Raw genomic sequence first — 14,499 nt, 5'->3', positions numbered from 1 at the left:
TAGGCCTTCAATTGCGGGTCTTTAGACCTTAAATCCGATCCGACCGCGCCGCGCAATTCCCGTTCCCGCCGGCCCTGCCGGCGCAAAACGTGGGACAGCGGGAAAATGCGCCATAAAGGGCTTTTCGAAGCCGTCCGATGTTCCTAAGAACGGCCAAACCGCCGCCGAAAGCCTCGAATCCATGAAGAATGAACCCAAGATCACCCCCGAACTGGTTGCCGCCCACGGGCTCAAGCCCGACGAGTATGAGCGCATCCTGAAGCTGATCGGGCGGGAGCCGACCTTCACCGAGCTCGGCATCTTCTCGGCGATGTGGAACGAGCATTGCTCGTACAAATCCTCGCGCATCCATCTGCGCGGCCTGCCGACCAAGGCGCCCTGGGTGATCCAGGGCCCCGGCGAGAACGCCGGCGTGATCGACATCGGCGACGGCCAGGCTGTGGTCTTCAAGATGGAGAGCCACAACCATCCGAGCTATATCGAGCCGTATCAGGGCGCGACCACCGGCGTCGGCGGCATCCTGCGCGACGTCTTCACCATGGGCGCGCGCCCGATCGCCTGCCTCAATGCGCTGAGCTTCGGTGCGCCCGAGCACCCGAAGACGCGGCATCTCGTCTCCGGCGTGGTGGCGGGCGTCGGCGGCTACGGCAATTCCTTCGGCGTTCCGACGGTGGGCGGCCAGGTACGCTTCCACACCCGCTACGACGGCAACATCCTCGTCAATGCCATGGCGGTGGGCCTCGCCGATTCTGACAAGATCTTCTATGCGGCGGCCTCCGGCGTGAACATGCCGATCGTCTATCTCGGCTCCAAGACCGGCCGCGACGGCATCCACGGCGCCTCGATGGCTTCGGCCGAGTTCGACGACAAGTCCGAGGAGAAGCGCCCGACCGTGCAGGTCGGCGATCCCTTCGCCGAGAAGCTGCTGTTAGAGGCCTGCCTCGAGATCATGGAAAAGGGCTGCGTCATCGCGATCCAGGACATGGGCGCGGCGGGCCTGACCTGCTCGGCGGTGGAGATGGGCGCCAAGGGCGATCTCGGCGTCGACCTCGACCTCGATGCGGTGCCGACCCGCGAGACCGGCATGAGCGCCTACGAGATGATGCTCTCGGAGAGCCAGGAGCGCATGCTCATGGTGCTCAAGCCCGAGAAGGAGAAGGAAGCCGAGGCGATCTTCAAGAAGTGGGGCCTCGACTTCGCCGTGGTCGGCTACACCACGCCGAGCAAGCGCTTCGTGGTCAAGCATGGCGGCGATGTCATGGCCGATTTGCCGATCAAGGAGCTTGGCGACGAGGCGCCGGTCTATGACCGCCCGCACGTCCCGTCCACAGCGCTGCCGGTCGTGCATGCCCGCGACGTGCCGGCACCCATGGGCCTTGGAGCTGCGCTGGAGAAGCTGATCGGCACGCCTGATATGTGCTCGAAGCGCTGGGTCTGGGAGCAATACGACCACGTCATCCTCGGCAACACCATGCAGCGTCCCGGCGGCGATGCGGCCGTGGTGCGCGTGCAGGATGGGCCGAAGGGCCTCGCGCTCACTGTCGACGTCACGCCGCGCTATTGCGAGGCCGATCCTTATCAAGGCGGGATGCAGGCCGTCGCCGAAGCCTGGCGCAACATCACCGCCGTCGGCGGCAAGCCGCTCGCGATCACCGACAATCTCAACTTCGGCAACCCTGAGCGGCCCGAGATCATGGGCCAGTTCGTCGGCTGCCTGAAGGGCATTTCGGAAGCCTGCCGCACGCTGGACTTCCCGGTCGTGTCCGGCAACGTCTCGCTCTACAACGAGACCAACGGCCGCGCGATCCTGCCGACGCCCTCGATCGGCGGTGTCGGCCTGCTCGACGATTTCACCAAGTCGGCGTCGCTCGCCTTCAAGGCCGAGGGCGAGGCGATCCTCTTGATCGGCGAGACCCATGGCTGGCTCGGCCAGTCGGTCTATCTGCGCGACATCTGCGGCCGCGAGGAGGGGGCGCCGCCACCGGTCGATCTTGCGGCCGAGAAGCGCAACGGCGATTGCGTGCGCGGCATGATCCATGCGGGCACCGCGACTGCGGTGCATGATTTGTCGGACGGCGGCCTTCTGATCGCGCTGGCCGAGATGGCGATGGCGGGCGGCATCGGCGCCAAGCTGCTGGCGGCGCCGACTGCGCTGGTGCCGCAGGCCTATTGGTTCGGCGAGGACCAGGCGCGCTATCTCGTCACCGTGCCGGAAACCGAAGCCGGCCGCGTGCTCGCCAAGATGCGCGGCTGCGAGGTGCCTTGCGTGCGCATCGGCACCACCGGCGGCGATGCCATCGCGATCGCCGGCGAAGCGCCGGTTGCGATCGACACGCTGCGGACCTCGTTCGAGCGCTGGCTGCCGGAATATATGGGCGGGAAGGCGGCGTAAGGCGCTGCCGCAAATCAGATCTGTAGCCCGGATGGAGCGCAGCGTAATCCGGGACCCTATCACTTGTGGCAAGGTCCCGAATTGCGCTGCGCTACATCAGGGCTACGGACCGAGAGACCGCGCCTCACAACACGCGTGACGCGCCCGGGATCTGCCGCAACGCGCGCGTCAGCGCCCAGCTCGCCGCGACAGTCAGCACAAACCCGATCGTGGCCTTGACGATCGCCGGCAGGTCATAGTCGAACAGCCAGTATTGCAGCCACAATGCGATCGGATAATGCACCAGGAACATGCCGAATGCGTCGCCCTGCATTGGATCAAGCAGCCTGGCTGAGCCTGATTGCTTGAACCTCTGGAAAAGGGCCAGGATCAGAAACATGATGGCCACGCTGAAGACGGTGAAGCAGATGGCATAGAGCGCTTCATACCAGTCCGGCAGCGGCGACGGGTTGCCCAATATTTCGCGCTTGATGAAGATCAGCCCCCACAACAGGCAATACGGAACGATCGCGAGGACCATCCAGTCCCAGCTGACCTTTGCCATGCGGCCGTCGACAGAGAGCAGCCCACGATCCATTTGCGCAACGCCGATGCCGGCACCGAAAAAGAAATAGGTCGCGTACAGCATCACGCGCCCGTGCTGGACCGAGAACGGCCCGAACTCGAACCAGCTGCTGTGTCCGTAGTGAACCAGCCCAGGAATGTAGAACGCGGCGGTGACGGCCAGCATGACCGCGAAGAACACGGCGGGCCGGCGGCGACCATGCAGCGAGAGGCGATTGATCGGATCGAGCAGATTGGGTGACAGCCGGTACAAAAGGCAGGCAACCAGGTCGAAGGCGAACAAGACCCACAGGAACCAAATCGGCCCGCTCGGCCACGGACCCTTCGTGACCATATTCCACCAGAATTCCGCAAAACCGATCTCGGGATGGTGCCGCAGGGAGATCGCGTAGTAGGCGAGTGGAATGACCGTAAAGGCGCAGATCGCGAAGGGTAGGCCAAGCCGAAGCAGGCGATCTGCCAAATAGCTCCGCACTCCCTTCCGGGCGATGCCGGACCAGGCGAACAGTCCCGACAGGAAGAAGAACATCGCCATGAAGAAACTGTCGGTGGCGAGCACGATCATGTCGAAGCCGAAGAAATAACTCGGATCGGTATGACCGAAATAGGTATACGGGATCACCGCGTGATGCAGCAGCACCACCAGAGTGAGGAAGGTGCGGGCGCGATCGATCGCCAAGTTGCGCACCTTGCTCTGGGGCGCGGCATGCACCTCCGCGCCGATCGTCGCTGAATGTGACATCGTCATCGTGGCCGCCCCGATCCTAACCTCGGCTGGACTCTGCCGCCGGGAACTCGATTCAGCAAGGGCAGTTTGTTCGGTAGGTCGCCCCCGACCACCTCTAGGAACCAGTTCCTCGCAGCGATGTTAGCGTTGGCCGAAAACAGCGTAGGCCGTGAGACGCGGCAGTTCGGAGCTGGCGATGTCGATCCTGAAATGGGCGCTGATCTTCCTCCTTGTCTCGATCGTGGCCGGCGTGCTCGGCTTCACCGGCATCTCGGCCGCCTCGGCCGACATCGCCCGCTTCCTGTTCTACGTCTTCGTCGTGATCTTCCTGGTGCTGCTGATATTGGGACTCACGATCTTCAGGGCGTAGCTGATTGAGCCCTCTTCGCCGTCATGGCCGCGCTCGACCCGGCCATCCACGCCTACCGCGGACAGATGGTGGCTGCCCGGGCATGACGATTGGGGGTGCGGCGCTTATCCCACTTCCTCGATCTTCACCTTGTCCGGATAGAACGCGAGATGGCCTGAAATCTCCGTCATCGCTGGGAAGGGTGTCTCGTAGGTCCAGATCGCGTTGTCCAGCGTCTTGCCGTCGGCCTTCACGCTGTAATAGTTCGCGTCCCCCTTGTAGGGGCAATGGGTGACACGGTCGGTACGCTCCAACAGGGCCATGTTGGCGTCCTCCCGCGGTACATATTGCACTGCCGGATATCTGGCCTCCTTCAAGGTCAGCGCCTTGCTGGTCTCGGCGATCACGATGTCGCCCGCCGTGACGCGGACGCGCCGGGGATTTGGGGTGATCGTGATCGGGTGGTCGGGCCCTGGAAGCTTCATGATTTCACGCCTTTTCGATCAATCTGCCGCGCGCGGCACTTTGTCGTGCCTATGTCCTGATGGGATCAGGGATATAGTGCCGGAAAGCGTGACGTAGAAGGCCGTTCACGCTAAGTTTGACCTTGCCGGTGAGGGGACCCCCGGCAGCGATTCGATGATGAGGCTGCTTTGCAGCCGAGATAGGAGCAAGACCCGAATGCCCATGGACGCCCACGATATCGAGGCGATGATCAAGGCAGCGATCCCCGATGCCGAGGTGACCATCCGTGACCTCGCCGGCGACGGCGACCACTATGCCGCGACCGTGATCTCGGAATCCTTCCGTGGCAAATCGCGCGTCCAGCAGCACCAGATCGTCTACCAGTCCCTGCGCGGCCAGATGGGCGGCGTGCTGCACGCGCTGGCGCTGCAAACCGGCGTGCCAGGTAACTGACGAAGCTGCACCTGACCTGACCAGCGCCACGGGGGACGATGATGGCTGCGGACAATCCGCACGGCGCGATGTTCCGCGTCATCACGCCGAACCGGCACAGCCGCGTGACCTATGCCGAGCTGTTCTTCGATCTCGTCTTCGTCTTTGCCGTCACGCAAGTCTCGCACGCCCTGCTGCATCATTTCACGCTGATCGGCGCGGTGCATGTCGCGGTGCTGTTCCTGGCAGTGTGGTGGGTTTGGGTCTTCACCGCGTGGGTCACCAACTGGCTCAATCCCGAGCTGACGCCGGTCCGCCTGCTGCTGTTTTCAATGATGCTCGGCGGCCTCGTGCTGTCGACCACGATCCCGACCGCCTTCGAGGGGCGTGGCCTGTGGTTCGCTCTTGCCTACGCAGCCATGCAGGTCGGACGCACCGCATTCTGGCTGTTCGCAACGCCACCGCACCGGACCGCGGTGCGGCACAACGCGATTCGAATTCTGGTCTGGCTCTCCGTCTCCGCCGTCTTCTGGATCCTCGGTGGCCTCGCCCATCACGAAGCCCGGCTGTGGTTCTGGATCGCCGCGCTTGCGATCGAATACATCTCGCCCGCGGCCCGCTTCTGGGTGCCCGGGCTCGGCTTCTCCTCTGTCGAGGCCTGGGCCGTCGAGGGCGGCCACATGGCCGAGCGCTGCGCTCTCTTCGTCATCATTGCGCTCGGCGAGGCCGTCATCGTCAACGGCGCGACCTTCGCCGCGCTGGAATGGACCGCGGCCAACATCCTGGCCTTCGTCTCGGCCCTGGTCGGTGCCATCGCAATGTGGTGGGTCTATTTCCACAAGGGCGCGGAAGCCGGCGCCGAGTGGATCTCGAAGTCGGCCGAATCCGGGCGCCTGGCAAGGCTCGCCTACACCTATCTGCACCTGCCGATCGTTGCCGGCATCATCCTGACCGCGGTGTCGGACGAATTGGTGCTGAAGCATCCGACCGGCCATTCCGACATGCGCACGATCGTGAGCACGATCGGTGGGCCCTTGATTTTTCTGATCGGCACAATCCTGTTCAAGCTTGCGATCCGCGGCTTCCTCCAGCTCTCGCACGGCATCGGCATCTTGCTGCTGCTGGCGCTGAGCTGGTTCGCCTCGGACGTGTCGCCGCTCTGGCTCTCGGTCGCGACGACGATGATCCTGATCCTGGTGGCGGTGTGGGAATCGGTGTCGCTGGGGACCGAGCAATAGGCGGGTATGAGACACCTCCTCATCGTCGGCGCGGCCCTGGCTGCGATACTTGTCGTCGAGGAAGCGACGCAGGGCTGGGCGCTTGGCCAAATCCCGTCCACCTGCCGTGCCATGGGAGGAAAGCCTGCTCCAGCCGCCGGACGCTGCATCATGCCGGCGTGCTACTGGCAAGGCGATTGCGGGCATTGGGCCTATCCGCCGCAGTGGCTCGATCGTGTCAAGCCAGGCGACCACGTCTCAAAGGTGGTTTTCTGGCTCGGCGAGCCACTCCAGCGAGATGGTGAGAATTTCTCCTGGTCGTGCGGCAAGGCTAGCACCCACAGCTTCCGTGCCGTGATCCGGCACCAACGGCTTGTGTCGGTAGAATCGTGTCCGCTCGAATGAGACCGGCCAAACGACGGCTGCCGGTCTACTCCGCGACCTCCAGCGCGTGCACCGAGAACATCTTCGCCGCATCCGTCCAGCTCTCGCGCACGCGCCAGCCTGCGCTCTGGGCCAGCGCGGCAAAACGCGCGATGCTGTATTTGTAGCTGTTCTCGGTGTGGATGCTCTCGCCCGGGCGGAACGAGAAGCTGGTGCCGAGCAAGCGCACGGTCTGGCTCTTCCTGCTGATCAGGTGCATCTCGATGCGGTGCCGCTCGCGGTTGTAGATCGCGCGATGGGTGAAGGCGGACAGGTCGAAATTGCCGCCGAGCTCGCGGTTGATGCGCACCAGCACATTGAGGTTGAAGCGCGCGGTGACGCCTGCTGCATCGTTATAGGCGTCGAAGAGGATCCGCTCGTCCTTCTCGAGATCGGCGCCGATGATCATCTGCGCGCCCTTGCCGAGGATCTTGCGCGCGCTTTTCAGGAAGGCCTGCGCTTCCTGCGGCTCGAAATTGCCAATGGTCGAGCCGGGGAAGAAGCCGACCTTCGGCATGGAGGCGACCGCCGTCGGCAGCTCGAACGGCGTGGTGAAGTCGGCCGCGACCGGATAGATGCCGAGCGCCGGGAAATCCCGCTTCAGGCCGCTCGCCTGTGCCTTCAGGAAGTCGCCGGAGATATCGACGGGCACATAGGCCGCGAATTTGCAATGATCGAGCAGCAGGCGCACCTTCGTGGTCGCGCCGGCGCCGAACTCGACCAGCGCGGCGTGCTCCGGGATGATCTTCGCGATCTCGCTGCCGCGCTGCTTCAGGATCGATAGCTCGGTGCGCGTCGGATAATATTCCGGCAGCTTCGTGATCGCCTCGAACAGCTCCGATCCGGTCGCGTCATAGAAATATTTCGGCGACAGCTTTTTCGGGTGCTGCGAGAGGTCCTCGATGGCCTCACGGGCGAAAGCGGTGGTCTGCTCGTCGGGAAGATGGGCCTCGGCCAAAGCGCTGGCGTGCACATTCATGATACTCTCCTGAACGCGCTGTCCGGCGCGCATCTGTCGTCGGAATACTTAGTCGTAATCGGCAAGCCGCAGCCCGGTGAACTGCCAGCGGTGGTGCGGATAGAAGAAGTTGCGATAGGTGGTACGGCTGTGGCCTTGCGGAGTTGCAAGCGAGGAGCCGCGCAGCACCAGCTGGTTGACCATGAACTTGCCGTTGTACTCGCCGAGCGCGCCCTCGACGGCGCGATAGCCGGGGTAGGGCGCGTAGGAGCTGCGGGTCCATTGCCAGACGAGGCCGAAGGCGTCGTTGAGCTGGCCGGCGCGCGCCGCGACCTCCCATTCCATCTCGGTCGGCAGGTGTTTGCCGGACCAGCGCGCGAACGCATCCGCCTCGTAATAGCTGACGTGACATACCGGCGCGTCCGGATCGACCGGCTTGAGGCCGGCCAGCGTCATGACCTGCCATGCGCCGTCGACCTCGCGCCAATAGCCGGGGGCTTGCCAATCTTCCTTGCTCGCTGCGGCAAAGCCGTCCATCAGCCACAGGGTCGCGGTCCGGTAGCCGCCGTCCTGCATGAAGGCGAGCCATTCGGCATTGGTGACCAGATTGCGGGCGATCCTGACCGGACCGACCAGGGCGCGGTGCGCCGGCTTCTCGTTGTCGAAATGAAAGCCGTCGTCGACATGGCCGACGGTGTGGATGCCTTCGTTCAGTGCGAGCCAGTCATCACCGCCGCGCGTCGCGGCCGGGAAGCGCCAGGCCGGGTCATACGCCGGATAGATCGGGTTCTGCGCAAAGGCATGCAGGATGTCGGTGAACATCAGCTCCTGATGCTGCTGCTCGTGATTGAGCCCGACTTCGACCAGCGGGGCGATTGCGCGGAGCTTGTCCGCGCCGGCCTCGCGGAAGAATTTGCCGACGGCCGCATCGACGTATTTGCGATAGGCGCCAACCTCGTCGGCGCTGGGGCGGGTGATGTCGCCGCGATGATTGCGGGCATGTCGCGGGCCAGCGCTGACGTAATAGGAATTGAACAGGAATGCGAAATCGGGGTGGAAGGGCCGGTAGCCCGCAGCATGCTCGCCGAGCAGGAATTGCTCCCAGAACCAGGTCGTATGGGCCCGGTGCCATTTGGTCGGGCTGGCATCGGGCATGGACTGGATCTGCTGGTCCTCGGGCGACAGCGGTGCGGCCCGGCGTTCGGTCTCATTGCGGACAGTCGAGAACGCCGCTTCCAGCCGCTGGGCGAGGTCGTCCTCGCGGGAGGACGGTGACGAACGCAGGGAGGCCGTGGCTGAGGCTTGTTTCGTCACGTTTTTCTCCAGACAGGACAAGAGAACGTTGTTCGCACGACCCGGTTCCATGAACAGGGTTCGTCCTAGATAGGGGCTCCGTTACGGTATGAAAGTCCTCTGCGGCGATGATATTGATGTCATCAGCCTATGGACCCGGCTGGGGTCAATCCGGCCGCCGGAGACCCGTCGCCGCCATTTTACTTTGGATGCACAACGGTTTGGGCTACATATATGGGCAGGTATCGGGTTAAATCGGCTGAGCCGGCCCGAAGCAATTGGTGAGGGCTCTGCCCCAGAAGGACACGGAAATGAGCATCGCGGAATTCATCGACAATGAAGTGAAGTCGAACGACGTGGTTCTGTTCATGAAGGGGACGCCGCAATTTCCGCAGTGCGGTTTCTCCGGCCAGGTGGTCCAGATCCTCGACCATATCGGTGTCGGCTATAAGGGCCTCAACGTTCTCGAATCCGCCGAGCTGCGCAACGGCATCAAGGAATATTCGAACTGGCCGACCATCCCCCAGCTCTACGTGAAGGGCGAATTCATCGGCGGCTGCGACATCGTCCGTGAGATGTTCCAGGCCGGCGAATTGCAGCAGCTCTTCTCCGAGAAGGGCGTCGTCGTCGCGGCCTGACACGTGACCCTGCTGACGCGCCGGATTGGCGGCGCGGAGCTCGATGTCATCGTCGCCGATATCACCACGCTCGGCGTTGACGCCATCGTCAACGCCGCGAACACGTCGCTCCTTGGTGGGGGCGGCGTGGATGGCGCGATCCACCGGGCAGCCGGGCCCGAGCTCGTCGCCGAATGCCGCATGCTCCACGGTTGCAAGACGGGCGACGCGAAGATCACCAGGGGCTATCGCCTCAAGGCCACGCATGTCATCCACACCGTCGGTCCGGTCTGGAATGGCGGCACGCTCGGCGAGGACGATCTGCTCGCCTCCTGCTATCGGCGGTGCATGGAGCTTTGCGGGAAGCACAAGCTGACCTCGGTGGCATTTCCCGCGATTTCGACCGGCATCTACCATTTTCCTGCCGACCGGGCGGCCGATATCGCCGTGCGCACGACGATCGAAGGGCTGGCTTTGGCGCCTACCGTCGCTCGCGTCGTGTTCTGCTGCTTCTCTGAACCGGGCGCAAAGCTCCATGCCGAGGCGCTTGCGCGACAGGGCGGCCCTTGTGCCGATTGAGCTGGTCGGTACACTCCGAGGCGCCATGTTCCGGGGAGGGGATATGATTTCACAATTTGGACTGCGTGCGCTCGCCTGCGGCGCGTTGGTGTCGCTTGCCGCGATGTCGCCGGCGCACGCGGAGGGCACTTACGAGATTCCGGCCGGCGCGCATTTCAATCAGGAGAAGCTCGGCAGGATCACCGACTTCTTCAAGAACGAGGTCGCGACCGGCAAGATCGCCGGTGCAAACGTGCTGATCCAGCAGCATGGCAAGCCGGTCTATCACGAAGTCTTCGGCGTGCAGGACGTGGTCAGCAAGGCTCCGATCACGGACAAGACCATCTTCCGCCTATTCTCGATGACCAAGGCGATCACTGCGGTGGTCGCGATGCAATTGGTCGAGGAAGGCAAGATCAAGCTGGACGATCCCGTCTCGAAATACATTCCCTCCTTCGCCAATGTGAAGGTCGGTGTCGAGAAGAAGGCCGAGGACGGCACGAAGGCGCTCGAGCTGGTGCCGCCGAAGCGGGCAATGACCGTGCACGATCTGATGACGCACACCTCGGGCATCACCTACGGCTTCTATGGCGACAGCCTGGTCCGCAAAGCCTATCGCGAGGCCAACATCTATGCCGGCGATTTCGATCTGGCCGAGTTCGCCGAACGCATCGCCAAGCTGCCGTTGCACAACCAGCCGGGCGCGCTCTGGCAATACGGCCACTCGACCGACGTGCTGGCGCGTGTGATGGAGATCGCCGCCGGCAAGCCGCTGATCGACATCATGCGCGAGAAGCTGCTCGATCCTCTCGGCATGGTCGATACCGGCTTCTTGGTCACGGACCCCGCGAAGCAGAAGCTCCTGGCCCAGCCCGTGCCGAACGATGCCGATTTCCGCGTCGGCCGCATCAATGATCCGACGGTCGTCAAGAAGATCCAGTTCGCCAGCGGCGGCATGGTCACGACCATGGCGGATTACAGGCGCTTTTCGCAGATGCTGCTCAATGGCGGCAGTCTCGACGGCAAGACCATCCTCAAGCCCGAGACGTTCAAGCTGATGACCACTGATCAGGTCGGCCCCGGCTCCGGGGTCGAGCGCGACTATTTCTATTTCCCCGGCGACGGCTTTGGCTTCGGCCTTGGGCTTGCGGTCCGTACCGAGCCCGGCAACGCCAAGCCGCCGCCGCCCGGCAACCTCGGCGAACTCAAGTGGGATGGCGCCTCCGGCTGCTATTTCGTGATCGACCCCAAGCAGGACATGTTCTTCGTGCTGCTGGAGCAGACCCCGAGCGAGCGCCAGCGCGTGCAGCGGACGTTGAAGCAGCTGGTCTATGAAGCTATGGAGAAGTGACATGAACGGGCGCCGCGCGCTGTTCGCGGCGCTCGTTCTTTTGTTTGGCGCGGTAAGTGCGCGGGCGAGCTCAGAGGGCCGTGCGCACGGCTTCACGCCCGAAGGCCTGGCAAAGGTCTCCGACTACATCAGGAACGAAATCGCGACCGGAAAATTTCCGGGGGCGATTCTGCTGCTCCAGCAACACGGTAAGCCGGTCTATTACGAGAGTTTCGGCGTCCGCGACGTCGCGACACAACTTTCGATGAGCGCGGATACGATCTTCCGCCTTTATTCGATGACCAAGCCGATCACCTCGGTCCTGGCGATGATGCTGGTCGAGGAGGGTAAGCTTGCGCTCGGCGATCCCGTCTCGAAATACATTCCGGCCTTCGCCGGCATGCAGGTCGGAGTCGAGAAGAAGGCCGAGGACAACAAGGTCTCGCTGGAGCTGGAGCCGCTCAAACGCCCGGTGACGATCGAGGATTTGATGCGGCATACCGCCGGGATCCCTTACGGCTATTATGGCGGGGACCTGGTGAACAAGCTCTACGCCGACGCCGGTCTGTTCGACAGGAATTCGACCAATGCCGAATTCGTCGCGAAGATCACCGCGCTGCCGCTCGCCGAACAGCCCGGCACGATCTGGGATTACGGCCACTCCACCGACGTGCTGGGGCGCATCATCGAGGTGATCTCGGGGACATCGCTGCTCGAGTTCGCGAAGACGCGGCTGCTCGACCCGCTCGGGATGAAGGACACGGCGTTTTACGTCGCCGATCCCGCCAAATGGCCGCGCATCGCCGAGCCGATGCCGCACGATCGGGCGATCAGCCCGATCACGCAGGTTCGCGATATCAGGAAACCGCTGCGATGGGAGTCGGGCGGCGGCGGCCTCGTCGGCACGGTCGGCGATTATGCCCGCTTCTCGCAAATGCTGCTCAACGGCGGCACGCTTGAAGGTCGACGTTACCTGAAGCGGGAAACCATCGCCTTGATGGCGAGGGATCATATCGGTCCCGAAACCCGCGTCGCGCGCGACAAGCACTACTATCCGGGTGAGACCAGCGGCTACGGCCTCGGCTTCGCCGTACGTACCGCGGTGCGGCCGGGCACGAACTGGCCGCTTGGCGAATATCGTTGGGACGGCGTTGGCGGCACCTTCTTCTTCATCGATCCCGAAGACGACCTGTTCGGAATCTTCATGGTGCAGACCCCCTCGCAGCGCGGCCGGATCCAGCTCGAGCTGAAGACGCTGATCTATCAGGCGATGGGGCGGTGAGACCTCTCCCCCTTTGCGTAGCCGGATGGAGCAAAGCGCAATCCGGGACGTCCTCACCGCGTGGATAGATCCCGGATTTCGCTGCGCTCCATCCGGGCTACGGGGCTGAGCTTTACGCCCCGCGCACGATCTCGCGCACGTACCCGATCGTCTCCTCGATCTGGCTCGCATTGACATCCAGATGGGTGCAGGCGCGGATGCGGCCGTCCATCATCGCGAGTGTCACGCCGCGCTGACGGAGGGCCGGGACCATCTTGTCGCCGGGAATGCCGGCGCCGTCGGGCTTGAAGAACACGAGATTAGTCTCGGGCTCCTGCACCTCGATGCCCGAGATCTGCGACAGTCCGCGGGCGAGCGCGCGCGCGTTGGCGTGGTCGTCGGCCAGGCGCTCGACGTGGTGGTCGAGCGCGTAGATGCAGGCTGCCGCGCAGATGCCGGCCTGCCGCATCGAGCCGCCGAGCCGCTGCTTCCACTGCCAGACCGCGTCGATGAAGGCGCGCGAGCCTGCGAGCACGCCGCCGATCGGTGCGCCCAGGCCCTTGGAGAAGTCGATCCAGGCCGAGTCCCAGCCCGCGGTCATGTCGCGTGGCGAGATGCCGCTCGCGACCGTGGCGTTGAGCAGGCGCGCGCCGTCCATATGGGTGACGAGGCCGTGCTGTCTGGCGATCGCGACGATCTCGTCGAGCACCGCCTTCTTCCAGATCGTGCCGCCGCCGATATTGGCGGTCTGCTCGACGCTGACGACGGTCTGCGGCGGCTGGTAGCGCGTGCGCGGATGCAGCGCCTTGCGAAGAGTCTCCGGCGTGAACTGGCCATCGGGGCCCTTGAGCTGGGTGACCTGGAAACCGCCGATCGCGGCATGCGCGCCGCCTTCGCGCGCGATGATATGCGCGGTCTCATGGGCGAGGATCTCGTCGCCGGGGCGGCAATGCACCAGCGTCGCGGTGACGTTGCACATCGTGCCGGAGGGCATGTAGACCGCCGCTTCCTTGCCGAGCAGGTCGGCAACGCGTTCGCACAGCGCGTTCACGGTCGGATCATCGCCGACCTGCTCGTCACCGACCTCCGCCCGCGCCATCGCCTCGCGCATGCCTGCCGTCGGCTTGGTCTGCGTGTCCGAGAGCAGATTGATGCGCACCGGCGGCGCCTTGGGATCGACGGGGGGAGGGGTGTAGAGCATGCGACGGCTCCTAAGCAGTGCGGCCACTGAAGTGTGGCTCTTAAGCAAAAAGGCCCCGGCGAACCGGGGCCTTTCGATATTCAGATCTTAGCGCGAATAGAATTCGACGACCAGGTGCGGCTCCATCTGTACCGGGAACGGCACGTCGGAGAGGCCGGGGATGCGGGCGTATTTCGCGGTCATCTTGCCGTGGTCGACTTCGAGATAGTCGGGGACCTCGCGCTCGGGAAGCTGGCTGGCTTCGAGCACGTGGGCGAGCTGCTTGGAGGCTTCCTTGACCTCGACCACGTCGCCGACCTTGAGCTGATAGCTCGAAATGTTGACCTTGCGACCGTTCACCTTGATGTGGCCGTGGTTGATGAACTGGCGTGCGGCGAAGATCGTGGAGACGAACTTGGCGCGGTACACGACCGCGTCGAGACGACGCTCCAGCAGGCCGATCAGGTTCTCGCCGGTGTCACCCTTGAGGCGGCTGGCCTCGACATAGATGCCGTGGAACTGACGCTCGGAGATGTTGGCGTAATAGCCCTTCAGCTTCTGCTTGGCGCGCAGCTGCACGCCGAAGTCGGAGAGCTTTCCCTTGCGGCGCTGGCCATGCTGGCCGGGGCCGTATTCACGGCGGTTGACGGGGCTCTTCGGGCGGCCCCAGATGTTCTGGCCCATACGGCGATCGATCTTGTACTTCGCCTCACTGCGCTTAGTCATCGCGTCC

14 protein-coding genes are annotated in these 14,499 nt (G+C 63.9%); 8 read left to right on the top strand and 6 right to left on the bottom strand.

Annotation, left to right across the window (positions count from 1 at the left end; translation table 11 throughout):
* Positions 1–181: 181 nt before the first annotated feature.
* On the top strand, positions 182–2,392 hold the full coding sequence (purL, locus tag ACVWYQ_RS09985; protein ID WP_271544953.1) for a phosphoribosylformylglycinamidine synthase subunit PurL: 2,211 nt from the start codon (positions 182–184) through the stop codon (positions 2,390–2,392).
* Positions 2,393–2,516: 124 nt separating this feature from the next.
* On the opposite strand, the gene ACVWYQ_RS09980 is transcribed toward purL, so the two are convergent.
* The gene (locus tag ACVWYQ_RS09980) at positions 2,517–3,704 is read right to left on the bottom strand and encodes an acyltransferase family protein (RefSeq protein WP_157280742.1); all 1,188 of its coding nucleotides are present in this window, start codon (positions 3,702–3,704) and stop codon (positions 2,517–2,519) included.
* A 175-nt stretch (positions 3,705–3,879) separates the two neighbouring features.
* Between ACVWYQ_RS09980 and ACVWYQ_RS09975 the strand changes: the two genes are divergently transcribed.
* Positions 3,880–4,053, top strand: a complete 174-nt coding sequence (locus ACVWYQ_RS09975) for a DUF1328 domain-containing protein (protein WP_157280741.1) — start codon at positions 3,880–3,882, stop codon at positions 4,051–4,053.
* 104 nt (positions 4,054–4,157) lie between these two features.
* Here the strand turns inward: ACVWYQ_RS09975 and ACVWYQ_RS09970 are convergent, their stop codons facing one another.
* Positions 4,158–4,517, bottom strand: coding sequence for a DUF427 domain-containing protein (locus tag ACVWYQ_RS09970; protein ID WP_036043505.1), 360 nt, complete (start codon positions 4,515–4,517; stop codon positions 4,158–4,160).
* A gap of 196 nt (positions 4,518–4,713) precedes the next feature.
* Here ACVWYQ_RS09970 and ACVWYQ_RS09965 point away from each other — a divergent pair, with 196 nt between their 5' ends.
* Positions 4,714–4,950 carry a BolA family protein gene (locus ACVWYQ_RS09965; protein ID WP_036012929.1) on the top strand — a complete coding sequence of 79 codons (237 nt, stop codon included), beginning with the start codon at positions 4,714–4,716 and terminating at the stop codon, positions 4,948–4,950.
* Between the two features lie 41 nt (positions 4,951–4,991).
* The gene (locus ACVWYQ_RS09960) at positions 4,992–6,167 is read left to right on the top strand and encodes a low temperature requirement protein A (RefSeq protein WP_275502208.1); all 1,176 of its coding nucleotides are present in this window, start codon (positions 4,992–4,994) and stop codon (positions 6,165–6,167) included.
* 409 nt (positions 6,168–6,576) lie between these two features.
* On the opposite strand, the gene egtD is transcribed toward ACVWYQ_RS09960, so the two are convergent.
* Positions 6,577–7,548: an L-histidine N(alpha)-methyltransferase gene (egtD, locus tag ACVWYQ_RS09955; protein ID WP_275502209.1), complete on the bottom strand. Its 972-nt coding sequence runs from the start codon at positions 7,546–7,548 to the stop codon at positions 6,577–6,579.
* 48 nt (positions 7,549–7,596) lie between these two features.
* Positions 7,597–8,892: an ergothioneine biosynthesis protein EgtB gene (gene egtB, locus ACVWYQ_RS09950; protein ID WP_404539893.1), complete on the bottom strand. Its 1,296-nt coding sequence runs from the start codon at positions 8,890–8,892 to the stop codon at positions 7,597–7,599.
* Between the two features lie 239 nt (positions 8,893–9,131).
* On the opposite strand from egtB, the gene grxD reads away from it, so the two are divergent.
* Genes grxD through ACVWYQ_RS09930 form a run of 4 tightly spaced genes read left to right on the top strand, consistent with a single transcriptional unit; the run spans position 9,132 to position 12,607 of the window.
* Complete coding sequence (gene grxD / locus ACVWYQ_RS09945) at positions 9,132–9,458, top strand: Grx4 family monothiol glutaredoxin (protein ID WP_018647423.1); 327 nt, start codon at positions 9,132–9,134, stop codon at positions 9,456–9,458.
* A 3-nt stretch (positions 9,459–9,461) separates the two neighbouring features.
* Positions 9,462–10,016 carry an O-acetyl-ADP-ribose deacetylase gene (locus ACVWYQ_RS09940; protein WP_404539895.1) on the top strand — a complete coding sequence of 185 codons (555 nt, stop codon included), beginning with the start codon at positions 9,462–9,464 and terminating at the stop codon, positions 10,014–10,016.
* Between the two features lie 43 nt (positions 10,017–10,059).
* The gene (locus ACVWYQ_RS09935) at positions 10,060–11,346 is read left to right on the top strand and encodes a serine hydrolase domain-containing protein (protein WP_404539897.1); all 1,287 of its coding nucleotides are present in this window, start codon (positions 10,060–10,062) and stop codon (positions 11,344–11,346) included.
* A gap of 1 nt (position 11,347) precedes the next feature.
* Positions 11,348–12,607, top strand: coding sequence for a serine hydrolase domain-containing protein (locus tag ACVWYQ_RS09930; RefSeq protein WP_404539900.1), 1,260 nt, complete (start codon positions 11,348–11,350; stop codon positions 12,605–12,607).
* A 112-nt stretch (positions 12,608–12,719) separates the two neighbouring features.
* On the opposite strand, the gene ACVWYQ_RS09925 is transcribed toward ACVWYQ_RS09930, so the two are convergent.
* Both ACVWYQ_RS09925 and rpsD read right to left on the bottom strand, forming a co-directional pair.
* Entirely contained in the window at positions 12,720–13,787 is a 1,068-nt protein-coding gene (locus ACVWYQ_RS09925) for a threonine aldolase family protein (protein WP_271544936.1), read from the bottom strand.
* A gap of 87 nt (positions 13,788–13,874) precedes the next feature.
* Positions 13,875–14,492, bottom strand: a complete 618-nt coding sequence (gene rpsD, locus ACVWYQ_RS09920; protein ID WP_036012915.1) for a 30S ribosomal protein S4 — start codon at positions 14,490–14,492, stop codon at positions 13,875–13,877.
* Positions 14,493–14,499 lie beyond the last annotated feature (7 nt).

The sequence above is a fragment of the Bradyrhizobium sp. USDA 3397 genome, assembly GCF_054060965.1.
This window is presented reverse-complemented; position numbering and strand designations above follow the sequence as displayed.

Excerpts from the sequence above, each read along its gene's own strand:
- purL (WP_271544953.1), top strand. The coding sequence starts at position 182 with ATGAAGAATGAACCCAAGATCACCCCCGAACTGGTTGCCGCCCACGGG.
- ACVWYQ_RS09980 (WP_157280742.1), bottom strand. The coding sequence starts at position 3,704 with ATGACGATGTCACATTCAGCGACGATCGGCGCGGAGGTGCATGCCGCG.
- ACVWYQ_RS09975 (WP_157280741.1), top strand. The coding sequence starts at position 3,880 with ATGTCGATCCTGAAATGGGCGCTGATCTTCCTCCTTGTCTCGATCGTG.
- ACVWYQ_RS09970 (WP_036043505.1), bottom strand. The coding sequence starts at position 4,517 with ATGAAGCTTCCAGGGCCCGACCACCCGATCACGATCACCCCAAATCCC.
- ACVWYQ_RS09965 (WP_036012929.1), top strand. The coding sequence starts at position 4,714 with ATGCCCATGGACGCCCACGATATCGAGGCGATGATCAAGGCAGCGATC.
- ACVWYQ_RS09960 (WP_275502208.1), top strand. The coding sequence starts at position 4,992 with ATGGCTGCGGACAATCCGCACGGCGCGATGTTCCGCGTCATCACGCCG.
- egtD (WP_275502209.1), bottom strand. The coding sequence starts at position 7,548 with ATGAATGTGCACGCCAGCGCTTTGGCCGAGGCCCATCTTCCCGACGAG.
- egtB (WP_404539893.1), bottom strand. The coding sequence starts at position 8,892 with ATGGAACCGGGTCGTGCGAACAACGTTCTCTTGTCCTGTCTGGAGAAA.
- grxD (WP_018647423.1), top strand. The coding sequence starts at position 9,132 with ATGAGCATCGCGGAATTCATCGACAATGAAGTGAAGTCGAACGACGTG.
- ACVWYQ_RS09935 (WP_404539897.1), top strand. The coding sequence starts at position 10,060 with ATGATTTCACAATTTGGACTGCGTGCGCTCGCCTGCGGCGCGTTGGTG.
- ACVWYQ_RS09930 (WP_404539900.1), top strand. The coding sequence starts at position 11,348 with ATGAACGGGCGCCGCGCGCTGTTCGCGGCGCTCGTTCTTTTGTTTGGC.
- ACVWYQ_RS09925 (WP_271544936.1), bottom strand. The coding sequence starts at position 13,787 with ATGCTCTACACCCCTCCCCCCGTCGATCCCAAGGCGCCGCCGGTGCGC.
- rpsD (WP_036012915.1), bottom strand. The coding sequence starts at position 14,492 with ATGACTAAGCGCAGTGAGGCGAAGTACAAGATCGATCGCCGTATGGGC.